The sequence below is a fragment of the Frankia sp. CcWB3 genome (assembly GCF_977927595.1).
In genome coordinates, this window is sequence record NZ_CDWRCK010000018.1 from 1579 (window position 1) to 22658 (window position 21080).

Sequence of the window (21080 nt, forward strand, 5' to 3'; positions counted from 1 at the left end):
ACGTTTCCGCCGCCGGTCCGCTGCCGTGCTACTCGCGTGTGAAGCTCTCGGCTCGGCACTCCTTCTCAGCGGTTGCGGCCAGAACTTCTCCCAGGACGGCGGCACGCTACCCGCCCCGCACGCGAGCACCGATGGTGACCGCCAGGTGACCCCGGAGCCGATCGACAGCGCAGACAAGATTATTGGTCCTGGCTACGCCCCGCCGCGTACCGCAGGGCCTACCCAGACAGCGGTGCCCAATCTGCCGGGCGGCAAATAGTAGTCAGTACCACTCATAACTACCACCCCTACGATTCACCTCATGCCGATCGCCGGTGAGACGCGGCTGGACACCCGGTTACCCAGACCAAGATCAGCCCGCTCGCCGGCCTGGTAGCCCGCACGACCGCCGCTCCCGGAGAGCTGGCGTGTCCTTGGCGCTCGCAACCTGGGGTAGACGCTTGCCAGGTGCGCATCCACCCGCTGGCTTCGATTCGCCAGGACGACGCCCACCGACGGCGTCGTCGAGGGCCCGTCTGATCCGTTCTCCCGGGTCTGCTTCTGCTGGGTCTGCGCCCGCTCCCGGGCCATCCGCTCCGTCCTGGTCAGTCTCTCCGCCACCGCCACCGCGAAGCCGGCCATCCACGACCGACGAAACGCCCGCGGGTCCTCCCGGCGTGGCGGACGGGCGAGAGCCAACCCCTGTGCCTGCTGGACCAGCAACGAGGTAAACAACATCTGCACGCGGTGGATATCCGCATCCATCCCGAACAGATGAGCGGAGTGCCCCGTCCCCACTGCACGCTGCTCGGTCCGGTACACGAGCCGGCAACCAAGCGGTGCGGCAATGCCCGCGAGCAACGAGATCTTGTCCCGGGCATAGGGCGAATCGACGGCCACCACCAGGTCAGCCGCCTCGACGCGGTGCGGCGACGCCTCCTCGACCAGCGCGCGGTCGATCCCGTACTGGGCGATCAGCTCGGCTGCCTTGCTGTTATAGGTTTCGCGGGCGGCTTCGCTCAGCCCCTCCGCCTCCGCCATCGCCAACAGCTTCCGTATACGACCGAGCAGGGCATCCGGATTCATCGCGCCTCCGTCCATGTCGCGTCGGGGGCAGGCCAGCCAACCGACGTGTCGGATGACGCCTCACCGATCCCGGCAGCCCGGTCTCGGCCCTGGACGAGGCGATAACTGTGAACGCCGCGGCAGGTCTGGCTCCCCACCGACTATCGCGGACGCCACGCCCGGCACCCCACCCGAGAGCCGCAGGCACCCGAGAGTCGCGGGATTCGAACGTGTGATCGAACCTTACCATCTGGCCCGCCCTGGGTGCGGCTGGCAGGTGGGGCAGGTGAAGCTCGACCGGTTCATGAAAGCGTCCCGGCGCACCGCGTCTCCGCATCGTGTGCACGGCCGACCCGCACGGCCGTACACCTGTAGCGACCGTTCGAACAGCCCGCTGACTCCGTCCGCCGACACGTACAGGCGGTCGAAGGACGTACCGCCCGCCTCGAGAGCCGCGGTCATCACCGTCCGCGCGCAATCCAGCAGCCTGCCGACCTCCGCCCGAGTGAGGGTCTCGGTCGGCCGCGCGTAGTGCAGCTTCGCGGCCCACAGGGCCTCGTCCGCGTAGATGTTCCCGACCCCGCTGACAAGTGTCTGATCGAGCAGGGCCCGCTTCACGCCGGTACGGCGTCGACGCATCCTCTCCGTGACGAGACGCTCGTCGAAGGCGAGGTCCAGGGGATCCCTGGCGATGTGCGCGACGGGAGCAGGCAGATCCGCTTCCCCCACCGCGACCGCCAGGCCACCGAAGGTACGTTGATCCACAAATCGCAGTTCGCGTCCTCCGTCCGTGAAGACGAACCGGATCCGCAGATGCTTCTGGTCGGGGGTGGCGGGTGGAACGACGAGCAACTGTCCGCTCATCCCGAGATGGGCGATCAGCGCATCCCCCTGGGCCGGATGACCTGGGGGCAGGGCAGGCGGAGACATCTCGGCCAGCACGGCAGCTGATTCCTCCTCCGGTGGTTCTTCTGGAACCACCGGAGCGCACGCCGCATGGTCTACCGGCGGCTGAAGCACCAACCACAGATACTTGCCGCGACGTCGTGCCGCCGTTATCCGGCGGCCGACGAGCAGCGCCGAGAAGTCGGCGGCACCGGCCAGATGACGGCGCACCGCACGAGGATGGTGGACGTCAACCGATGCGATGACGCGACCGACGACACCACGTTCCAGACCGCGGCGAACAACCTCTACTTCGGGGAGTTCTGGCATGATCTCCGGTCATCGGGCCGGGTCAGTGGGATGACACCGGACCCTCGACGTGGCTCGATGAATCTGTCGCCACCACTGAGCCTGTCGCCACCACTGAGGAAGCGAATCGAGGCAACGGGTGATCATCCGCTCTCACGGGCCCGAGACCCGATCGTGATCGAGGCCGCCGATGGCGGACTTCTCGTGATCTCCGCCGACGACATCCACGCCCGAACCGTCCTCCCGCCCCAGGGCCGACCGTTCCTCGAGAACCGCGAAAGCCGCGGCGGCCGCCCGCTGCTCAGCCTCCTTCTTACTTCCCCCTTCGCCCTCGCCCAGTGGCTCTCCCGCGATCCTCGCGTAGGCGGTGAACCGCTTCGCGTGGTCCGGACCGGCCTCCTCGACGACATATTCAGGCGGTCCGAGAGCCAGCACCGCCGTCTGTTCCTGCAGTGAGGTCTTCCAGTCAAGCCCTGCGCCCCGGCCGGCGGCCTCGTCCAGCAGGGGATCGAAGAGACGGTGCACGAAACCGGAGGCCACGTCGAAGCCTGAGGACAGATAGACCGCCCCGATGATGGCCTCGAGGGTGTCGGCGAGAATGCTCGCCTTGTTGCGCCCCCCGGTGGTCTCCTCCCCCCGGCCCAGCAGTAGGTACGGACCGAGCCCGGTGGGTCCGATCCCCCGTGCCACGTCCGCGAGAGCCCGCATGTTCACAACCGAGGCCCGCTGCTTGGCGAGCTGCCCCTCGGGAAGATCCGGGTGGCGGATGAACAATGCCGCCGTCACCACCAGACCAAGCACCGCATCGCCCAGGAACTCCAGGCGTTCGTTGGTGGGCAGGCCGCCCTTCTCGTAGGCGTAGGAGCGGTGGGTGAGTGCGCGGTCGAGCAGCTCGGGGTCGATGGCGACCTCGAGTACCTCGATCAGGCCGTCCCGCGGCGGCGGGGGTGGCAACTGGCGGGTCATCCGACCAGCCCGGCCAAGGCCCGGCGATGCGCCACCAAGGTCGCCATCGCCGCTCGGGTCCGAGAAGCCAGGTCCACACGGACCGCGGCCGACGCCGCCCTCAGCGCCGCGAGCAGCCCGACTGCCTGGCTGTCGCCGGCTTCACCCGGCGCCCGCTCCGCGTGGACCGCGACACCATCGACCCCCAGCACGATCGTTCCCCCCCGCACATCAGGATCTTCCAACGTTCCCCATCCCGGATCCAGACCGGCCCTGGGCGGGTGCCCCGTACCCCGATGAGATTCCCACCATCGCATCCCCCGGATGACGGACATCAGGACATCTCCGGTGAATCCGTCGGTGACCGCCACGTCGACTCCGCGGCGATGATCGATCCTCTGGCCGTCGCCCGGCTCGCCCGTCCACGGAGCCGCGAGGAGCCGATCAGCCGTCAGCGGGCCGACATAGTGCAGATCAAGCGATCGGAGCAGCTCGTCGGCGGCTCGCCGCAAGGTGTCGGGGATCGCTGGACGCGCCGTCAGAAGCCCGACGCGAGGAGCGTCGACGGCGAAGCGAACCGCGGCGTACGCGCTGCCCGCGACCGCGAACTGGGCGAGTTCGTCCGCCGTCACATCAACCGTCGCCCCCGCGTCACACAGCACGACGGGGGCATTCGACCCGCCGACAATCGAGGCGAGGGTGGCCCGCGTCGCCCCGGGTAGCAGACCGTAGGTGAACTGAGCCGAGGCGACCACGGCTTCGGCCGGGGCTACCGAGACCATCGCATCGGCATGTCCGTCGCGGACCAGGCGCGCCGCTACCCGGACGCCGGAGTCCCGACGTGCTCGCACTTCACGCAATGCCTCCGGGCCCGCCGAAACGCCGCGAGCGGCCGTGGCGAGCAGAACGCGCTCGCCTGGCACAATTCCCAGGCGAGCAAGGTCATCCCGGACGGCGTCACCGGATGTCACCAGAGTGAGCACCAGATGCGGATCGGCGTCGAGCGCACTGGGCAATGTCTCGAGGAGAGGCCCGGAAGGGGACCCCTCCCCCACCAGGTCAACAGCGATACGTGTCACACCGGGTCAGAGTCAAGCACCTGACGGTCGTTGTACCGGCCGCACGTGCCACAGACGGTGTGCGGCCGGATCACGTGCCCCCGCGAGCACTTTGCGAGGGTCGGCACCTTAGCCTTCCACTGCGAACGCCGGGACCGGGTGTTGCTGCGCGAGGTGCGCCGCTTCGGGACGGCCACTATTCCTTCTCCTTGCTCTCATGAGGGTCGGTGCGACCCCTCTCGGTTCCCGTTGCTCCGCTGTCGGCCAGCGCGGACAGCGCCGCCCATCTCGGGTCGGATCGCGCATGGGAATGTCCAGGCTCGACATCGTCGAGACGCACCCCGCAGTCCACGCAGAGTCCCGCACAGTCCGGGCGGCAGATGGGTGACAGCGGAAGGTTGAGCACCAGGGCATCCCGCACCACGGGCTCGATGTCCGCATGATCATCGATTAGTACCCGAGCGTCTTCGTCGTCACCCAGGTCCACGGCTCGGTCAGGGTAGTAGAACAGCTCGCGAAACTCGACCATGCTGGCCTCAGACACGTCGTCCAGGCAGCGCGCACATTCACCCCGAAGCGGCGCCACGACGGTCCCGCTGACCAGAACACCCTCGATCACCGATTCGAGACGCAGGTCCAAGGTGGCGCTCGCGCCAGCCGGCACCCACATCATCTCGGTTCCGAGACCGGCGAGAAGTTCCGCCTCCGCCCGGACAAGCCGCATCGACCCGGGCCGCCGACCGAGCTCACGGGTGTCCAGCACAAGGGGACCCTTCGGGGTCCGACGGCGAGAGTGGGATCCAGTCATGGCGGCAGTCAAATTCACATCTACGTCAATGTCAGGAAGCCCGGCCGAAACAGGGCCTTCGTGGTGGTATAGCTACCCGGCGTTGCTGACGACGGAGGCGGCCCGGCGTCGACGGCGCCCTGGACCCTCCCAGAGGCCTGGACCCTCCCAGAGGATCGACGAACAGACTCCAGCCAGTCAGCTACTGCGAGCCGGTCAGCTACCGAGCCGGCTAACTACCGAGCCGGTCAGCTACTGCGGTCCTAGCCTATCCGATCGGCGCCGCGGACGATCCGATCAGGCTGCCGAGATTTCCGGGCACCCGAGCCCGGCGGGCGGCGGACCTCCGCCCAGGAACCCACTCGGGCACCGCTCACCCCCCCCCGCGACCGGCCCGGAGCCCGGACGGTCGGGAACGGCGGGAGAGCCCGGCGGAAGTCGGTCGGCGGCTACCCACCCGGCGGGAGTTACTGAGCGAGACGCTCACGGAGCTGTTTGAGTACCACATCGGGTACCAGCCCCGACACATCGCCCCCGTAACGCGCGACCTCCTTCACCAGGCTGGAGGACAAAAAAGCGTATTGCGGGTTCGTGCTCATGAAAAGAGTCTCCACGCCCGCAAGCGAATTGTTCATCTGCGCCATCTGAAGCTCATAGTCGAAGTCGCTGACCGCACGCAGTCCTTTGACGATCGACTGGATACCCCTGCTCCGACAAAAATCGACGATCAGCCCGTGGGACGCATCCACCAGGACGTTGGACGGCGCCATCGGATGATCACGCAGGGCCTCCCTGATGAGCTCCATCCGCTCGTCGACGGTGAACAAGGTGACTTTGTTCTTGTTGATCGATACGGCGACCACGACCTCATCGAAGAGTCTGCTCGCTCGGACGATGATGTCGAGATGACCGTTGGTGATCGGATCAAATGAACCGGGACAGGCTGCCCTCCTCATGATCGAATACCGTACCAGAGAGCGCCCTCCCCGTACCTCCGGTCGCGCAGCGCACACAACCCGTCAGGCCAGACGACCGGGCCCGAGCGGTGCGATCTTTCGACAACGCAGACACTGTCCGCAGTCAACCAGGCGGCCGCCAGCAGCTTTGACAGCACTTCGCCGAGTTCCGAGTCGCGCATCGCGTACGGCGGATCGAGGAAAACCACGTCGTAGGGATTACCCGAGGCGTTCTGCACCACACGCTCTACCGCGGCTTGCACGATCTTCGCGCCCGACAGTCCCATCGCTGTCACGTTCCGCCGCAGAGTGCGTATCACGACCGGATCGCGGTCAACGAGAAGGGCATGAGCGGCACCCCGAGACAGCGATTCCAGACCGACCGCACCAGATCCGGCATAAAGATCGGCAACCCGAGCGCCCCGCAGATCCAGGCAGGTCGACAAGGTGTTGAACAATCCCTCACGGGCACGTTCCGAGGTCGGACGGGTGGTTGTCCCGGGTGGAACCACGAGCCGCCGACCACCCGCGGTCCCACTGATGATGCGCGTCATCGGGCCACCCGGTCATCCCTTCTCGAGGAAGGCGACACTGGTGTCGTCGAGAACCGCGTCGAGCAGCCGGCGCAGTGCGGGATGCCGGTCCAACCCGGGGTCGTCGTCAACCAGGCGACCGGCCTCCGCGCGTGCGTCGCGGATCAGGTCCTCGTCACGAAGAAGTTCCAGGAGCTTCAGGGATCGTCGCCCGCCGGACTGAGCGGCCCCAAGCACATCGCCCTCCCGACGCTGCGCGAGGTCGAGACGGGCCAGCTTCGCCCCGTCGCTGGTGGCGGCGACCGCGCTGAGCCGCTCCCAGGCGGGGGATCCCGGCTCGGCCGCTGTATGCAGAAGACACCAGCCGGGCGCGGTGCCCCGGCCGACCCTCCCGCGCAACTGGTGCAGCTGGGACACGCCGAACCTGTCCGCGTCCAGGACGACCATCACTGTTGCGTTCGGTACGTTCACTCCCACCTCGATGACGGTGGTGGCGACCAGCACGTCGACCTCGCCGGCCGCGAATCGGTTCATGGTGGCCTCCCGCTGCCCGGGTGCGAGACGACCGTACAGTGGTTCAACCCTGAGATCCGCAAGATCGCCATCCACCAGCAGGGGCAGCACCTCACACACTGTCGCAGCTGGTCGGGACGCTCGCGGATCCGGACCAGCCGCCGAGGATCCGGCGGGGTCATCCTCCCCGCACTCATCCTCCCCGCCCGCACCGATCCGGGGACACACGACATAGGCCTGATGCCCGGCGGCCACCTCATCGCGGATTCGTCCCCACATCCGATCCGTCCAGGATCTCTGGCTCGCCGGCACCACGAACGTCCCGATGGGAGAGCGTCCCGCCGGCAGTTCAGTGAGCTCGGAGACTTCGAGATCACCGAACACGGTCATCGCGACCGTCCGGGGAATCGGCGTCGCGGTCATCACAAGAAGGTGGGGAGGACGTCGTCCACGCGCTCGCAGCGTGTCCCGCTGTTCGACGCCGAAACGATGCTGTTCGTCAACGACGATCAGACCAAGATCGCTAAAGATCACCTCATCGTGCAGCAGGGCATGAGTGCCGACCACCAGACCGGTGGAACCGTCTGCGATCTCCGCCAGAGCCTCCCGCCGCGCACGCGCCCCCATCGATCCGGTGACCAACGTCACCCGCGTGGCCCGATGATCGGCTCCTAGTTCTCCTGCCCGGGCCAGGTCGCCGAGCATCTCCCGGAGGCTTCGGCTGTGCTGAGCGGCAAGAGTTTCGGTGGGCGCCAGGAGTACCGCCTGACCGCCCGTGTCGACCACGGTGAGCATCGCCCGCAGGGCGACCAGTGTCTTGCCCGAACCCACCTCTCCCTGCAGCAGGCGATGCATCGGAACGGGCCGACCGATCTCGGCCGCGATCGTCTTCCCCACCTCGCGCTGGCCCGTCGTGAGGGGGAAGGGCAGAGCGGCGTCGAACGCCGTCAGTAGACCATCCGGACGCTGCGGCCGGGGTGTCGTCGCCATCGCCTCCACCTCACGACGCCGTTGGGCCAACGCCACCTGCAACACCAGAGCCTCATCCCAGGTGAGGCGCCGACGACCGGAGGCGATCTCACCACGGTTCGCGGGCTGGTGAACCAGCCGGAAGGCCTCGGCCAGAGCGGGCAGGCGGTACCGGCTGCGGAGATCGTCCGGCAGCGGATCCTCGACGGGATCGAGAGAGTCCAACGCCAGCCGGACGCACCTCGCCAGCGTCCAGCTCGGCACCTTGGCGGAGGCGGGGTAGATCGGAACCAGCGCGTTCGCGAACGGCGCACCGCTGGCGGCTTCCCCGCTCTCCTCGGGTTCGAGGAGCTGGACCTCCGGGTTGGTCAGCTGACGCCGCCCGCGGAACTCGTCGACCTTGCCGGCGAACAGCGCGGTCGTCCCGGGACGGAGGTCACGCTCCCGCCAGCTCTGATTGAAGAAGGTCAGCGACAGTGAATGCCGGCCGTCCGTCACCGTCACGCGCACCATCGACTTCCGGGTGCCGCGCATCGGGCGGCGTTCTGTCTTCTCGACCCGGGCCTGGACCGTCACCGTCTCACCGACGACGAGGTCCGCGAGGTCCGTCAGCTCGCCTCTCTCGTGGTACCGGCGGGGCAGGTGCCCCAGCAGATCACCAACCAGCCTCAGCTCCAGGCCATCGGCCAAGAGGGCGGCGGCACGCGCGCCGACGAGAGCCTTCAGGGGCGTGTCGAGGTCGACCACATCACCGATAGTGCACCGGACCACCGACAGTACCGAGACCCACCGGCTCCCGCCGCATCATCTGGGCCACAGAAGGTGGGGTAACCTCAAGCGGGTCATCGCTACGCGCGTCCCCCGGCGGCGCCGTCGGGGTTGCGGGTTGCGGGTTGCGGGTTGCGTACGATCCTGGTTCTGAGTCCCCTGACGTCCCGGGCACGCCTACCGGGACCAGTACTACTTCGACTTCGGCTACTACTTCGACGGAGTGTTTCTCGTGTCTTCGGTGTGTGACGTCTGCGGCAAGGGGCCGGGCTTCGGTATGTCGGTCTCCCACTCCCACCGACGCACGCGCCGTCGGTGGAACCCCAACATCCAGACCGTGCGCACGGTCGTGGGCGGGACCCCCAAGCGGCTGAACGTCTGCGCTTCCTGCATCAAGGCGGGCAAGGTCTCTCGCGCCTGAGCCCTCCGGCCGGACGTTACTCCGGCCGGAGGGGGCGACACCGGACGCGGGCCTCCCGCGGACGTCGAGGCGGAGCACGGCCACATCCACGTCGGGTACGGTGCCGGTCACCGACGCCGATCCGTTAGTGTCCCGGCATGGCAGGCTCCAGGCGTCGGATTCGGCTCGCCCTCCTGTTCGGTGGCCGCAGCACCGAACACGCGATCTCCTGTGTATCGGCCAGCGGCGTACTGCGAGCCCTGGATCGTGACGTCTACGACGTCGTCCCGGTCGGCATCGACATGCATGGCCGCTGGGTCATGCTGCCGGACGACCCGACCGCCCTCGCGGTGACGGGAGACCGGCTGCCCGCCGTCGTCGCGGCCCGCGGTGAGAGCGTCGTCCTGGCCGCGGATCCGACGACGCCCGGTCTGCTGCCGCGCCGCCCCCGCGGCGGCCTCGACGCTGCCAGGAGCACCCTCGGGAGCGGCGACACCCTCGGGGACATCGACGTGGTCTTCCCGCTGCTCCACGGCCCCTTCGGGGAGGATGGGACGGTCCAGGGCCTCCTGGAGATGGCCGGCCTGCCCTACGTCGGCTCCGGGGTGTTCGCCAGCGCGGCCGCCATGGACAAGCAACACATGAAGGCGCTGCTGCGGGCCGCCGGCCTTCCCGTCGGGTCCTACGCCGTCCTGCGGGCCGGTGACACGCTCACCGGGGCCGACCAGGAACGGCTGGGGCTGCCCGTCTTCGTGAAGCCCGCGCGCGGCGGGTCGAGTATCGGGATCAGCCGGGTCGATGCCTGGGCGGACCTGGACACCGCGATCAAGGCAGCCCGCGCCAGCGACCCCAAGGTCCTGGTGGAGTCGGCGATCATCGGCCGCGAGATCGAGTGCGGGGTCCTCGGAACTCTGGACGGCCCCGGTGCCGAGGCGAGCGTGCCCGCCGAGATCATCGTCACATCTTCGGCCGGCTTCTACGACTTCGAGGCCAAGTACATGTCCGACGCCACCCACTTCGACGTCCCGGCCAATTTGCCCCACGCGGTACGGGAGGAGGTGCGGAGAGTGGCAATCGCGGCATTCGAGGCCTTGGACTGCGCCGGGCTCGCGCGGGTTGACATGTTTGTCACGGCTGACCACCATGTGATCATCAACGAGGTCAACACGATGCCCGGTTTCACCCCTACCTCGATGTTCCCGCGGATGTGGGAGGCGAGCGGGGTCACCTATCCGCAGTTGGTGGACCGGCTCGTCAGGCTGGCCCTGCGCGACGGAGCGGGGCTGCGCTGACCGCCCGGCACCTCACGCCACCCGGCACCTCACGCCACCCGGGCCCGTGACGGCGCAGAGGCGTTCCGCCGGGCGGAATGGCCGGGAGCTCGTCTCAGGATGTCGTCGACCTGCTGTGCGCCCGCACGGCGGGGGCGACCGAGACGAGTACCTCGAACGCCTGCACGTCGGCGGGCAGGATGAGAACCACCTGGGGCTGCCGCGTCGGAGTGGAATAGCGCACCGTCGTCCCGCCCAGGTCCTCGGCAAACCACCCCACATCGTCGACGACGGACAGCATCGCATCGGGACGGTAGCTTGCCGGAAGACCCGACGCGCCGCAGGTGAGCACCACCGGCGTCGCGCCGTAGGCCGCTGCCGTGGTCTGCGGGGGGTCCAGTGCCCGGCGGTCGAGGTCGTCCCCGAGCGACGGGGGAAGGTCGTGGACCAGGTCCACGCACGACGAGCGGGCCGACTCCGCGGGAATCGGCACGTTGGTCAGCCGGATCGATCCGGGACCGCCGCATCCGACCAGCGCGAGCAGGACCCACGAGGCGACGAACACCGGAGACCGACCTGACCGCCCCGGCCGGCGCCTGCCCCCTGCCGGGCGCCCGCCCCACTCGGCTTGCTCACCACCGGTGGCCATGTCCCGATTCTGGCGCGCCACCGGCGTCACCGGGTCCCCCCGTCCCGGAGCCGACCTGACCCACGTCGGGACGGAGAAGCTCAGAAGTGAACAACCGGGCAGGTCAGCGTGCGGGTGATGCCGTCGACCGACTGCACTCTCGCCATGACCATCTTCCCGAGGTCGTCGACGGTGGCCGCCTCCGCCCGGACGATGACGTCATAGGGGCCGGTGACGTCCTCGGCCTGAGTGACCCCGGGGATCTGCTCGATCTCCTTGGCAACCGAGGAGGACTTGCCGACCTCGGTCTGGATAAGGATGTACGCGTGGACCACAGACGCTCCCTCGTCGGACGTCGACAGCCCGTCGAGCAGAACTACGGGCCGACAGAAGGTAACAGGCAAACGGCCCGGATGAGAGCCTCCGAGGTCGAGGAATTTCCTCAGATCGGCCGGCGGCGACCGACTGAGGGGTCGCCCGGCCTCATCCGGAACCCCAATCGTGGGGGTCAGCTGGTCGGCTCGGTACCCGGTTGTGATGGCAACCACGACGACGCTACCCAGAGCGATGAATAGGAGACACGCGAACGCTCGGAGTATCCGGAGCGAACCGCCGCCGGGACCGAGCCCCGCCCCGCCCCGCGTACTGACGATCGCCGGATCGGATTCGGGCGGCGGCGCGGGCATCCAGGCGGATCTCAAGACGATGCTCGCCCTCGGCGTCCATGGCATGAGTGCGATCGTCGCGGTGACGGCACAGAATTCCCTGGGCGTCCATGGTGTGTGGGATCTCCCTCCGGAAGCGGTCCGAGCCCAGATCAGAGCGGTCGTGGCGGACATCGGGGTCGACGCGGTGAAGACGGGGATGCTCTCCTCCGCCGCACTGGTCTCGTTGGTCGCCGCCGAGCTCTCGCGGCTCGACGTGCCCGTCGTGGTCGATCCGGTCAGCGTCTCCAAGCACGGCGACCCCCTGCTGGCCCCGGAGGCGGTCGAGGTGGTCCGTACGGAGCTCATGCCCCGTGCCACCATCGCCACACCGAACCTCGACGAGGTACGTCTGCTGACCGGGGTGGAGGTGCGGGACGTCGCCGGCCTGCCCAGAGCCGCCGAGGCGATGCTCGCCCTGGGCCCGCGCTGGGTGCTGGTGAAGGGCGGGCATCTTCCCGGCGACGCGGTCGACCTGCTCACCGACGGGACCACCGAGGTCGTCCTCCGAAGCCCCCGCCTGGACCGGCGGCACACCCATGGCACCGGCTGCACGCTGGCCTCCGCGATCGCCGCGCACCTGGCGCAGGGGCGTGGTCACGCCGAGGCCGCACAGTCCGCCAAGGCCTACGTCAGTGGCGCCCTGGCCAGCGGCTTTCCGCTCGGCGCGGGGATCGGCCCGGTAGACCATGGCTATCGTCACCGTAGGTAGCGGCCTGAGAGTCGGGCTCGGGCCGCGCCGGTGGCGTCTGGTTCAATCGCCCCGCCGCACGTGACCTGACGCACGTCACGCATCCGCATCATCACCGTGGAGGTAGCCCGTGGGGGCGCACAGCTCGGGAGTGGTACCATCCACCAGCACGGACCGAAGATGGTACCGCATCGTCGGCGGTGCTCCGCTCACCGGCTCGGTCGAGGCGTCCGGGGCCAAGAACTCGGTCACCAAGCTGCTCGTCGCCACCCTCCTCACGCCAGAGCCGTGCACCCTGACCCGGGTGCCTCGGATCGCCGAGGTCGACGTGGTCTTGGGCATGCTCGCCGAACTCGGCACTCAGGTGGAGTGGCTGGACGAGCACACTGTGCGACTCGCCACCGAAAAGATCATCGACGCGTCGCTGTCCGAGGCCTACTCCGGAGTCAACCGGATACCGATCCTGATGATGGGCCCGCTCCTGCACCGCGTCGGCGAAGCCGTGATCCCGCTGCCCGGCGGTTGCCGGATCGGCAAGCGCCCCGTCGACTTCCACCTCGCCGGCCTGCGTGCCATGGGTGCAGAGATCGTCGAGCAGATACGTTCCGTCCAGGTCAAGACGCTGGGTCTGCACGGCACCCATGTCGCACTGCCGTTCCCGAGCGTCGGCGCGACCGAGAACCTGCTCCTGGCCGCGGTCCGGGCACAGGGTACGACCGTCATCTCGAATGCGGCGGTGGAACCCGAGGTCATCGACCTCATCATGTTCCTGCAGCAGATGGGCGCCCTCGTCGACGTGGAAGTCGACCGCACGATCGTGGTGCAGGGGGTCGGCGCACTGCGGGGAGCCACCCACGCCCCGATCCACGACCGCATCGAAGCGGCGTCCTTCGCCTCGGCCGCGGTGGCCACCGACGGCAGGGTGGAGGTGGTCGGTGCCCGCCAGGAACGTCTGGCGACCTTCCTCAACCACCTCCGCCGGCTCGGTGGCGAGTTCGAGGTCACCCCGCGGGGAATGACCTTCTTCCGGGCCCGGCCGTTGACCGCGTCACATGTGCAGACCGACGTGCACCCCGGGTTCATGACCGACTGGCAGCAGCCCCTGGTCGTCCTGCTCACCCAGGCCGGGGGTGCCTCCGTGATCCACGAGACGATCTACGAGGACCGGTTCAGGTACACCAGACAGCTGGCCGAGATGGGCGCCGACATCGCCCTGTCGACCCTGTGCCTCGGTGGGAAGGCCTGCCGGTTCGCGTCCCGGGACTTCGAGCATTCGGCGGTCATGAGCGGGCCGACCTCCCTCACCGGCGGTGATCTGGCGATCCCCGACCTGCGCGCCGGCTTTGCCTACGTGCTGGCCGCGCTGGTGGCCGACGGCACCAGCGTCATCCGCGGGACCCGTTTCCTCGAACGCGGTTACGAGGACCCGGTGGGTAAGTTGCGCTCGATCGGATCGCTCATCGACACGCAGGCCGTGGGTTCGCCCCCCGGCACCGACCACGCCCCGGCCTGACCGGAACGATGGTGCTGCCGGGCCAGGCGCGGGCAGGTCAGGCGCGCGGGCAGGTCAGAGACGGAGCCGGTACTCCGGGCCCGGCTCCCGACTCATCAGATCCTTGACGGCCTCCATCGGAGGAAGACCCTCATAGAGGACCCGTTCGACCTGACGGGTGATCGGCATGGAGACGCCCAGGTCATCGGCCATGGCGAGCAGGGGGCGGCAGGAGCGCACCCCCTCGGCGACCTGCTGCTGTTCGGCCTCCACCTGCGCGAGCGTGAGGCCACGCCCGAGTTTCTCGCCGAAGGTGCGGTTGCGCGAGAGCGGGGAGCCGCAGGTCGCCACGAGATCCCCCAGTCCCGCCAGTCCCGCGAAGGTCATCGGATCGGCACCCAGCGCGACCCCGAGTCGGAGGGTCTCGGCCAGGCCGCGCGTCATCAACGAGGCGAGGCTGTTGGTGCCGAAACCCATTCCCTCCAGCATGCCGGCAGCCAGCGCGATGACGTTCTTGATCGCTCCGCCCAGCTCGCAGCCGATCACGTCGGTGTTGGTGTAGGGGCGGAAATAGGCCGTCCAGCACGCCGCCTGGACGGCCTCCGCCGTGCTCGTCGAGGTACTGGCGATCACAGTCGCCGCCGGCTGCTCGGCGGCGATCTCGGGCGCCAGATTCGGACCGCTCACCACCGCGATCCGGTCCGGCGACACGCCCGTGACCTGCGTGATGACCTCGCTCATCCGCAACTGACTGCCCACCTCCACCCCCTTCATCAGGCTGACGTAGACGGCGTCGGGCCCAATCAGGGGCGCCCATCCCGCGAGGACGGAGCGCAGCGCCTGAGACGGTACGGCCAGCACCACGAACTCCGCGCCGGCCAGCGCCTCCCCCGCGTCGGACATCGCGCGCACCCGGTCCGGCAGCTGGATCGCCGGCAGATAGCGCGGATTGACATGGCGGGTGTTGACCGCCCGGACGATCTCAGGGTCACGGGCGACCAGGTTGACCCGCGCTCCGGCATCCGCGAGGACCTTCGCGAACACGCTTCCCCAGGACCCGGCCGTAAGCACCGCGGCCCGTCTCACCTCGTCCCCCGGGAAACGTCCGGCCGAGCGCGGGGAGCGATCGCAACCCCGACGATGGGTACGAGGAAGGCGACACCGATCGAGGCGTTTTCTACCTTGTGGCGGGAATCGACAATAATTGTGCCCTCCGGATGGATCGCGCGCATGGTACCGACGTCCGGCCGGCTGGACACCTCGCACCTCGCACCTCGCATCCCGCCGCGTCCGCCGCGTCCTCACTCTGACCGTAGACGCCGATCTGACGGGTACCACGCAGGATGCGCCGCATGCCGGGGACGCGCCACGGCTCCGGCGTTCAGCCCGCGCCCGGAGGACCCGGGGCACCACGGGGTCGGCATGGCCTATGGTCGCCTTCGTGTGGCTCCCACGAAACGGAGTGTCCTGGACAGTCGTGCTGCCGCTGAAGAACCTCACCCGGGCGAAGACCCGGCTGGACCGCCCCGACCGGAGCCGGCTGGCCCTTGCGATGGCCTTGGACACGGTGACGGCGGTACTTGAGCCCGAGACCAGTCTGGTCGGCGCCGTGATGATCGTGACGAACGATCAGACGGCCGACCACGCTCTGTCGGCTCTCCCCAATCTCCACTATATCGGCGCAGATCAACCGGACCTTTCCCCGGCTGCGAGGGGTGCTCGGCTCGTCGTGATTCCGGACGAACCCGACCGAGGTCTCAATCCCGCCCTGGTGCACGGCGCCGCGCTGGCCTCGGCCCGCTGGCCCACCCGTGCGGTGGCTGCCCTCTCCGCCGACCTTCCCGCGCTGCGCCCCCCCGAGCTGCATCAGGCGCTGTCCGAGGCGAGCCAGCACCGTCGCGCGGTTCTCGCCGACGCGGCCGGAACGGGAACCGTTCTGCTGACCGCGTCGGCCGGCGCCATCCTGCAGCCCGCATTCGGACCACACAGTCACGCCACGCACCGTCGCTCCGGAGCGGTGGATCTGACGGGAACCCTCGGTGGCTCGGTACCGGGACTGCGACGTGACGTCGACACGCTGGCGGATCTGGCGCAGGCCCGGGACCTGGGGGTGGGCTGGGCCACCAGGGCGGCGCTGACCGCCGGGTATCACTCCCCGCTCGCGGCGGAGGACTCCGGCGGACCCGGCGGCGAACCGGGCACCTCGGCGGAGCCAGGGCTGTCCGTACCGCCGGGGATCGTAGGCGGAACCCAGCGCCGGATCGTGAGCGACGCGAGCGGACCAGGTCGGGCGAAGAAGTATCCCTGACCCAGCTCGCAACCCAGCTCCTCGAGCTCGGCGATCTGTCCTTCCCGCTCGATGCCCTCAGCCACGACGACGGCACCGAGGGCGTGCGCGAGACTGATCATCGATCGACGCATCGTCGCCACCCGGTGTCCGTCCCTGGGCAGTTCGAGCAGCGTCCGATCGAGCTTCACGACGTCCACCGGCAGTTGATGGAGGGCGGCCAATGTGCTGTGGCCGGCACCGACGTCGTCGAGCGCGACCGCCACCCCCAGCGCACGAACCTCGTTCAGCACCTCGCGTGCGCCGCGCAGATCGTCGATCCGGCTCGTTTCGGTGATCTCGACCACCAGCCTGCCCGGGTCGAATCGACTGGCCGCCAGCGCCTGGGCGACGCTGTCGAGCAGCATGGTGTCGGCAACCCTGCTGGCTGAGACGTTCACGTGCAGCCGCAGTGCCGAGGCCGGGTACGCCACGGCGACCTCCGCGCAGGCCTGGGTGAGGACCATGTCGTCGAGGGCGCCGACGATGCCGCCGTCCTCCGCGGCCGCAACAAAGGTGCCCGGTGGCACCGGTCCACGCCCCGGCTCCGTCCATCGGGCGAGCGCCTCCAAGGCGACCGGACTGCGATCGCGCAGCCGCACGATGGGCTGGTAGTGCACGTCGAAGCCGGCCGACCGTCCTCCCCTGCGCAGGGCGGTGGCGAGGGCGTCGGCGAGGTGCGTGCCGGCGCTGGGCGGGCACAGCCCGGGCCGGTAGACCACCAGACGGTTCTTTCCCGTTCGTTTTGCCGTGTGGACGGCTGTGTCGGCCCGCCGGAGCAGCGCCTCGGTGGTCTCCTGGGTCCGACGCGCGACGACCAGCCCCACACTCCCGCGGACCGGCCAGAGGTGACCGGCGGCCGGCGCCGGCTGGCGCAGCGCGGCCAGGACCCGTTCGGCAACGGTCTCGGGCAGTTCCCGCCCACCGTCCAACAGCACGGCGAACTCGTCGGAGCCGAGCCTCGCCACAGTGTCCGACGTGCCTACGCAGTGTCGTAGCCGTTGCCCGACCGCGCGCAGCAGATGATCACCCGCGGCGTGCCCGAGGCTGTCGTTGACGACCCGGAAGTCGTCGAGGTCGCAGTACAGAACGGCCACGTCACGGCCGTCGTGGCGGCTCGCGGCGAGGGCGTCGGTGAGCCGCTGCTGGAACAGGGTGCGGTTGGCCAGCTCGGTCAACGGGTCATGGGATGTCCAGTGCCGCACCTCGTGTTCGGCCTCGCAGACCCGGCTCGCCAACCGCTGACTCGTCCGCAGGGTCGTCAGCTGCCGGACGAGGACGGTGAGGACGAGCGTCGCACCCCCGATGATCTCGATCGGATCGAGAACGACTCCGCCGTGGGCCCGCCCCAGCAGAAGCGCCGCGACCACGGCCGCGGCGACATAGGGTACCGCCGGCCACAGCCATCCGAGCAGTTCGCCGCGAACAGGCCATCGGCGGGGCCGGCGGCCGTTCTCCCGGCCGTCCTCCCGGCCGGCACGCGATGCCGCAAGAACGATCAACAGGGCGCCGGCGACCGAGCAGGAACCCGTCATCGTGGGATCACCGTCGTCGAGCTGAACGATCCACACGCCGACGACCGCGAGGCACACCAGTCCGGTTCCGGCGATCGCGATGGCGGGCAGATCCACCGGCTGCCGGAAGCCTGCCACGTGCAGGAATACGAGGATCAGCAGGAGCACGACGATCGGATGCGCAACCGCGAGGAGATGCTCCACCGGCTGCGGCGGGCGGGAGGAGTCCACTTCGTCGATCCCGGCGAGCACCCCGGACCAGGCGAGCAGGAACAGGGAGTTGCCGAGTATGACCTCGTCGAACGCGGTGGCCGGACTGGCGCGCGGATAGGCGGCGCCCGCCCCCTCGCCGCCCGCCCCGGCGACGCGGGTGAGCCGCGGGGAACTCGGCGGCCAGCGGTTGGTGCCCCCAGCGAGGCCAGCCATCCCTGCCGGCGCCAGCACGCCCGCGCGCGGTCGTGATCGACGCGCCCGACCCGCGGGAACAGCCGCGAAGGCGGCGAGCGCGAGGACCGGCATGGCGAGCTGGCCGACGTCGGTGAGATACCCGGCATCCGTCGCGGTCCGCCCTCCGACCGATGCCCCGTCCCAGCGGTGCAGCATCCATCCGGCCTGTCCGACCGTCCAGGTCGTCAGCGCGAAGGACAGCCATACCAGCCAGCGGCCCCGTACTCGACCGAGACGGCGACCGGCCCGGGCACAACTTAGTGTCGCGGTCAGGCCCGCGGCGATCGCGGCGGCGTCGACGAGCATCCCTCGTCCCGTCCTCCTCCCCCTGCGCCGGCCGCCTGGGGCAGTCGGCCACCTGGGGCAGAGGGATCCGACCGGACCACGGAAACGGCCGGCTACATCACGACAAGATACAAACGAGCGCGACGGCGCCCCTCGGCACCGTAGCGCGTGATCGCTATATCACAAAGAGTAGGCGGATACCTCGCGTGCCGCGCGGTCTCTGCCAGCGTCCGGATCGGGGTCAGACCGGCGATACGGGTCCCATCCGGCCCCCCGCTGCCAGAGATGCCGGATCGACGCTGCCGAGTCCATCGGGGGCTGGCACCATCTACAGGCATGAGCGAGCTGCTGGCGACCCATCCTGAACAGCCTCAGCGCAAGGCCCGCAGTGGCCTGCTCGAGCCTCTGGAGACGCCGCGCCAGCCGGCGCCGTCCGACCTGCCCGCCGGCCGCTTCATCAACCGGGAGGCGTCCTGGCTCGACTTCAACGCCCGGGTCCTCGCGCTCGCCGAGGACGTGTCCACGCCCCTGCTGGAGCGCGCGAAGTTCCTGGCGATCTTCGCCAGCAACCTGGATGAGTTCTTCATGGTCCGGGTCGCGGGGCTGATGCGACGCGAGACGACGGGACTGGCCGTCCGTTCCGCCGACGGGCTGACCTCCCGGGAACAACTCGATCTCATCAGCAAGATGACGGCCGAGCTCGCCCAGCGGCATTCGCGGTGCTTCACCGAAGAGGTGGGGCCGTCGCTGGCCCATGCCGGGATCAGCATCCGGTTCTGGTCCCAGCTGACCGAGACCCAGCGTGATCAGCTGCACCACTATTTCCACGAGCAGATCTTCCCGGTGCTCACCCCCCTCGCCGTCGATCCGGCGCATCCCTTCCCCTACATCAGCGGGCTGTCGCTCAATCTGGCCGTCCAGGTCCGTGAGCCGGGCGGGGAGGTCGACCGCTTCGCCCGGGTAAAGGTGCCCCAGAACGTTCCTCGGCTGATCCCCGTGGCGGTGGAGCCCACGGGCACGACCGGTGTCCCGGGGGGCTTGGCCCCCCAGGCGAGCGCATGCTTCGTCCCGCTGGAGGAAGTGATCGCCGCCCATCTCTCCCAGCTGTTCCCGGGCATGGAAGTGATCGACTCCCATCTGTTCCGGGTCACCCGCAACGCCGACCTCGAGGTCGAGGAGGACGAGGCGGAGGATCTGCTCCAGGCCCTGGAGCGCGAGCTCGCCCGGCGCCGGTTCGGTCCCGCCGTCCGCCTGGAGGTGGACGCCGACATCGATGATGATTTGCTCATCCTGCTGATGCGGGAGCTGGAGATCACCGAACGCGAGGTACATCGGGTCGCCGGCCTGCTCGACCTGTCGACCCTGTGGGCTCTCTACGACCTCGACCGCCCGGAGCTGAGGGATACGCCGCGGGTCCCGATCACACATCCGCGGCTGACGACCGATGAGGGCGAGACACCGGACTTCTTCAGCGTGCTCCGGGAGGGCGACGTCCTCGTCCACCACCCGTACGACTCGTTCACCACGTCCGTCCAGCGGTTCATCGAGCAGGCGGCGGCCGATCCGCATGTTCTCGCCATCAAGCAGACGCTCTATCGCACGTCCGGGGACTCCCCCATCGTGGATGCCCTCATCGCCGCGGCCGAGGCGGGGAAGCAGGTCGTCGTCCTCGTCGAGATCAAGGCCCGGTTCGACGAGAGCGCCAACATCCGCTGGGCCCGCGAGCTGGAACGGGCCGGCTGCCACGTGGTCTACGGTCTCATCGGCCTGAAGACCCACTGCAAGACCTGCCTCGTGGTACGCCAGGAACACGGCGGCCTGCGCCGCTACTGCCATGTGGGTACCGGCAACTACAACCCCAAGACCGCTCGGCTCTACGAGGACCTCGGGCTGCTGACCGCCGACCCGGACGTGGGCGCGGATCTCACCGACCTGTTCAACGTCCTCACCGGCTACAGCCGGCAGACGGAGTACCGCTCGCTGCTGGTCGCCCCGCAGCACATGCGGGACGGCATCCTGCAGCGGATCGAAGCCGAGGCCCAGGCTGCCCGGGATGGCCGGGAATCCGGGATCCGCATCAAGGTCAACAGCCTCGTCGACGAGCAGGTGATCGACGCCCTGTATTACGCCTCCATCGCCGGGGTACCCGTGCACTGCCTGGTCCGCGGGATCTGCGCCCTACGGCCCGGAGTGCCGGGCCTGTCGGAGACGGTCCACGTGCGTTCGATCCTGGGGCGGTTCCTGGAGCACAGCCGGGTCCTCGAGTTCACCTCGTCCGGCGAGTTCTGGATCGGCAGTGCGGACATGATGCACCGCAATCTCGACCGTCGTATCGAGGCGCTCGTGCGCGTCCCGCACCCGGACCGGCGAGACACCCTGCGGCAGATGCTCGACCACGCGTTCTCCGACGAGGTGTCCGCCTGGGTGCTGCAGTCCGACGGCCACTGGGAACGACGCACGACCGGGCCGGACGACGTTCGCCTGTCGGACTACCAGCACGACCTGCTGGCCGACGCCATGCGGTGCGGGCACCGGTAAGCCCGGCGCCCGCACCG

19 protein-coding genes and 1 pseudogene are annotated in these 21080 nt (G+C 69.1%); 7 read left to right on the forward strand and 13 right to left on the reverse strand.

Translation table 11 applies throughout. From position 1 onward, the window contains the following. The coding region (locus ACY5KJ_RS02920; protein WP_462202742.1) for a hypothetical protein at positions 1–259 on the forward strand (259 nt) is incomplete at its 5' end. Between the two features lie 35 nt (positions 260–294). Here the strand turns inward: ACY5KJ_RS02920 and ACY5KJ_RS02925 are convergent. The 9 genes from ACY5KJ_RS02925 to recG all read right to left on the reverse strand — a co-directional run bounded on the left by ACY5KJ_RS02925 (position 295) and on the right by recG (position 8746). Beyond that, positions 295–1065 carry a DUF2786 domain-containing protein gene (locus ACY5KJ_RS02925; RefSeq protein ID WP_462202743.1) on the reverse strand — a complete coding sequence of 257 codons (771 nt, stop codon included), beginning with the start codon at positions 1063–1065 and terminating at the stop codon, positions 295–297. Positions 1066–1287: 222 nt separating this feature from the next. Then, positions 1288–2259, reverse strand: coding sequence for a bifunctional DNA-formamidopyrimidine glycosylase/DNA-(apurinic or apyrimidinic site) lyase (gene mutM, locus ACY5KJ_RS02930; protein ID WP_462186107.1), 972 nt, complete (start codon positions 2257–2259; stop codon positions 1288–1290). Positions 2260–2391: 132 nt separating this feature from the next. After that, positions 2392–3204, reverse strand: coding sequence for a ribonuclease III (gene rnc, locus ACY5KJ_RS02935; protein WP_462186108.1), 813 nt, complete (start codon positions 3202–3204; stop codon positions 2392–2394). Next, positions 3201–4262 carry a phosphate starvation-inducible protein PhoH gene (locus ACY5KJ_RS02940; protein ID WP_462202744.1) on the reverse strand — a complete coding sequence of 354 codons (1062 nt, stop codon included), beginning with the start codon at positions 4260–4262 and terminating at the stop codon, positions 3201–3203. The genes rnc and ACY5KJ_RS02940 overlap by 4 nt, the downstream gene beginning before the upstream one ends. Next, entirely contained in the window at positions 4259–4438 is a 180-nt protein-coding gene (gene rpmF / locus ACY5KJ_RS02945) for a 50S ribosomal protein L32 (RefSeq protein ID WP_462202745.1), read from the reverse strand. Before rpmF ends, ACY5KJ_RS02940 begins: the two co-directional genes overlap by 4 nt. Continuing rightward, positions 4438–5049, reverse strand: a complete 612-nt coding sequence (locus tag ACY5KJ_RS02950) for a YceD family protein (protein ID WP_462186109.1) — start codon at positions 5047–5049, stop codon at positions 4438–4440. The genes rpmF and ACY5KJ_RS02950 overlap by 1 nt, the downstream gene beginning before the upstream one ends. A 446-nt stretch (positions 5050–5495) precedes the next feature. After that, positions 5496–5984 (reverse strand): pantetheine-phosphate adenylyltransferase, encoded by a 489-nt coding sequence (gene coaD, locus ACY5KJ_RS02955; RefSeq protein WP_011437981.1) that lies wholly within the window; start codon positions 5982–5984, stop codon positions 5496–5498. Continuing rightward, positions 5981–6538: a 16S rRNA (guanine(966)-N(2))-methyltransferase RsmD gene (gene rsmD, locus ACY5KJ_RS02960; protein ID WP_462186110.1), complete on the reverse strand. Its 558-nt coding sequence runs from the start codon at positions 6536–6538 to the stop codon at positions 5981–5983. The genes coaD and rsmD overlap by 4 nt, the downstream gene beginning before the upstream one ends. Positions 6539–6550: 12 nt before the next feature. After that, positions 6551–8746 (reverse strand): ATP-dependent DNA helicase RecG, encoded by a 2196-nt coding sequence (gene recG / locus ACY5KJ_RS02965; protein WP_462186111.1) that lies wholly within the window; start codon positions 8744–8746, stop codon positions 6551–6553. Between the two features lie 253 nt (positions 8747–8999). On the opposite strand from recG, the gene rpmB reads away from it, so the two are divergent. Next, complete coding sequence (rpmB, locus tag ACY5KJ_RS02970; RefSeq protein ID WP_011437984.1) at positions 9000–9188, forward strand: 50S ribosomal protein L28; 189 nt, start codon at positions 9000–9002, stop codon at positions 9186–9188. A gap of 137 nt (positions 9189–9325) precedes the next feature. Next, positions 9326–10459 (forward strand): D-alanine--D-alanine ligase family protein, encoded by a 1134-nt coding sequence (locus tag ACY5KJ_RS02975; protein WP_462186112.1) that lies wholly within the window; start codon positions 9326–9328, stop codon positions 10457–10459. A 94-nt stretch (positions 10460–10553) separates the two neighbouring features. Here the strand turns inward: ACY5KJ_RS02975 and ACY5KJ_RS02980 are convergent, their stop codons facing one another. Both ACY5KJ_RS02980 and ACY5KJ_RS02985 read right to left on the reverse strand, forming a co-directional pair. Next, a complete protein-coding gene (locus ACY5KJ_RS02980; protein WP_462186113.1) occupies positions 10554–11003 on the reverse strand; it encodes a DUF3515 family protein in 450 nt (149 codons plus the stop codon). A 164-nt stretch (positions 11004–11167) separates the two neighbouring features. Beyond that, complete coding sequence (locus ACY5KJ_RS02985; protein WP_011437987.1) at positions 11168–11401, reverse strand: Lrp/AsnC family transcriptional regulator; 234 nt, start codon at positions 11399–11401, stop codon at positions 11168–11170. A 232-nt stretch (positions 11402–11633) separates the two neighbouring features. Here ACY5KJ_RS02985 and thiD point away from each other — a divergent pair, with 232 nt between their 5' ends. Next, a complete protein-coding gene (gene thiD, locus ACY5KJ_RS02990) occupies positions 11634–12482 on the forward strand; it encodes a bifunctional hydroxymethylpyrimidine kinase/phosphomethylpyrimidine kinase (RefSeq protein ID WP_462186115.1) in 849 nt (282 codons plus the stop codon). A 109-nt stretch (positions 12483–12591) separates the two neighbouring features. Beyond that, on the forward strand, positions 12592–13974 hold the full coding sequence (gene murA / locus ACY5KJ_RS02995; protein ID WP_462186116.1) for a UDP-N-acetylglucosamine 1-carboxyvinyltransferase: 1383 nt from the start codon (positions 12592–12594) through the stop codon (positions 13972–13974). A gap of 54 nt (positions 13975–14028) precedes the next feature. Here the strand turns inward: murA and ACY5KJ_RS03000 are convergent, their stop codons facing one another. Beyond that, positions 14029–15039: an NAD(P)H-dependent glycerol-3-phosphate dehydrogenase gene (locus tag ACY5KJ_RS03000; protein WP_462186117.1), complete on the reverse strand. Its 1011-nt coding sequence runs from the start codon at positions 15037–15039 to the stop codon at positions 14029–14031. 343 nt (positions 15040–15382) lie between these two features. Between ACY5KJ_RS03000 and cofC the strand changes: the two genes are divergently transcribed. Beyond that, on the forward strand, positions 15383–16261 hold the full coding sequence (gene cofC, locus ACY5KJ_RS03005; RefSeq protein WP_462186118.1) for a 2-phospho-L-lactate guanylyltransferase: 879 nt from the start codon (positions 15383–15385) through the stop codon (positions 16259–16261). Here cofC and ACY5KJ_RS03010 read toward each other — a convergent pair. Beyond that, positions 16198–18546 (reverse strand): annotated as a pseudogene (locus ACY5KJ_RS03010) (putative bifunctional diguanylate cyclase/phosphodiesterase); the annotation flags it as partial. The gene cofC and the pseudogene ACY5KJ_RS03010 sit on opposite strands and share 64 nt — an antisense overlap. Positions 18547–18861: 315 nt before the next feature. Here ACY5KJ_RS03010 and ACY5KJ_RS03015 point away from each other — a divergent pair. Beyond that, a complete protein-coding gene (locus ACY5KJ_RS03015) occupies positions 18862–21063 on the forward strand; it encodes an RNA degradosome polyphosphate kinase (protein WP_462186119.1) in 2202 nt (733 codons plus the stop codon). Positions 21064–21080 lie beyond the last annotated feature (17 nt).